The sequence below is a fragment of the Methylobacterium sp. WL18 genome (genome assembly GCF_008040015.1).
Lineage (GTDB): Bacteria > Pseudomonadota > Alphaproteobacteria > Rhizobiales > Beijerinckiaceae > Methylobacterium > Methylobacterium mesophilicum.
The window spans coordinates 1-1,717 of record NZ_VRVD01000836.1 but is presented as its reverse complement, the minus strand read 5'-3'; the positions used below and the strand labels follow the sequence as shown (position 1 = coordinate 1,717).

Here is a 1,717-nt window from a genome sequence, read left to right as displayed (position 1 = left end):
GTACCAGGGCACCAGCGTCCATGTCGGGCTCGACGCCGACGGGCTGGAGCGGGCGCCCGACAGCTCGGCCGCCCTGACCGCCGTGCTCAGCGATGCCGCCTTCGCGGCCCGCCCGCTCCGGCCGGGCGACACGATCCCGGTCGGCTGGGACGAAGCCGCAGCCCACCGCCTCGACGCGTAGACCTTTGGAGACGAATATGGACCCGTTCTCGAAGCCGAGCCGACGCACGCTCCTGAAAGGGGCCGCGGCCCTGGCGGCGATGCCGGTGACCGGCTTCCCGGCCGTGCACGCGGCCGAGCCCGTGACCCTGCGCTACCTCGGCACCGCGGTGAGCCAGTCGGCGGACATCGCCCGGAAGGTGAAGGAGGATTTGGGCATCACCCTCGAGTACATCCCGGTGGTGACCGACGAGGTGACCAAGCGGGTGGTCACCCAGCCGAACTCGTTCGACCTGGTCGACACCGAGTATTTCAGCCTCAAGAAGATCATCCCGTCGGGCAACCTGGGCGGCCTGGACGCCAGGCGGATCGCGCTCGCCGACAAGATCTCTTCGGTGTTCACCAAGGGCGAGGTGGCCGGCAAGCGGATCGGCGACCAGGGCACCGCGCCCAAGAAGGTGTTCTACCTCGAGGGTCAGGCCGCCAAGACCTTCGCGTCCGCGCCGACCGAGTGGCTGACCCTGATCCCGACCACCTACAACGCCGACACGCTGGGCATCCGGCCCGACCTGATCAAGCGGCCGGTGGAGAGCTGGAAGGATCTGCTCAACCCCGAGTTCAAGGGCAAGGCGTCGATCCTGAACATCCCGTCCATCGGCATCATGGACGCCGCCATGGTGGTGGAGGCCACCGGCGACTACACCTACGGCGACAAGGGCAACATGACGAAGCCCGAGATCGACCGCACCATCAAGGTGCTGATCGAGGCCAAGCGCGCCGGCCAGTTCCGGGCCTTCTGGCAGGACTTCAACGAATCCGTGAACCTGATGGCGTCCGGCGAGACGGTGATCCAGTCGATGTGGTCGCCCGCCGTGACCAAGGTGCGGGCGCAAGGGGTGCCCTGCACCTACCAGCCGCTCAAGGAAGGCTACCGCGCCTGGGCCCAGGGCTTCGGCATCCCGAAGACCCTGAGCGGCCGCAAGCTCGACGCGGCCTACGCGTTCATCAACTGGTTCCTGTCCGGCTGGGCCGGGGCCTACCTCAACCGCCAGGGCTATTATTCCGCGGTGCTCGAGACCGCGCAGGCGAACATGCAGCCCTACGAGTGGGCGTTCTGGATGGAGGGCAAGCCCGCCGAGAGGGACATCCTGGGCCCGGACGGCACCCTGATCGAGAAGGCCGGCGCCACCCGCGACGGCGGCTCCTTCGACCAGCGCATGGGCTCGGTCGCCTGCTGGAACGCCGTGATGGACGAGAACACCTACATGGTGCGCAAGTGGAACGAGTTCATCGCCGCGTGAGCGCCGTGCCTGGCCCCTTCTCCGCCCCGGCTCTCGGGCTTGCCCGAGAGCCGGCCCCCTCCCCCCTCTGCGGGGGAGGGTGGCCCGCGAAGCGGGTCGGGAGAGGGGAGCGCCGTATCCGGAAAAGTCGCGACGGGCGTGAAACCCAGAACCGTCGCACCGCCCCTCTCCCCCCCTGCTGCGCAGGGTACCCTCCCCCGCGGAGGGGGGAGGGAGAGGCGCTCGGGTCGGAGGCCGTCCAATGAACGACCTCACCC

The 1,717-nt window shown here is 68.9% G+C and carries 1 protein-coding gene and 1 pseudogene; both read left to right on the top strand.

Annotation, left to right across the window (positions count from 1 at the left end; genetic code table 11):
* Window positions 1-181, top strand: a pseudogene (locus tag FV228_RS28855) (Fe3+/spermidine/putrescine ABC transporter ATP-binding protein); the annotation flags it as partial.
* A gap of 16 nt (window positions 182-197) precedes the next feature.
* Window positions 198-1,460 (top strand): extracellular solute-binding protein, encoded by a 1,263-nt coding sequence (locus FV228_RS28850; RefSeq protein ID WP_147857603.1) that lies wholly within the window; start codon window positions 198-200, stop codon window positions 1,458-1,460.
* Window positions 1,461-1,717: the final 257 nt, after the last annotated feature.

Bases quoted from the DNA above. Each gene is read 5' to 3' on its own strand.
- FV228_RS28850 (WP_147857603.1), top strand. From the start codon at position 198: ATGGACCCGTTCTCGAAGCCGAGCCGACGCACGCTCCTGAAAGGGGCC.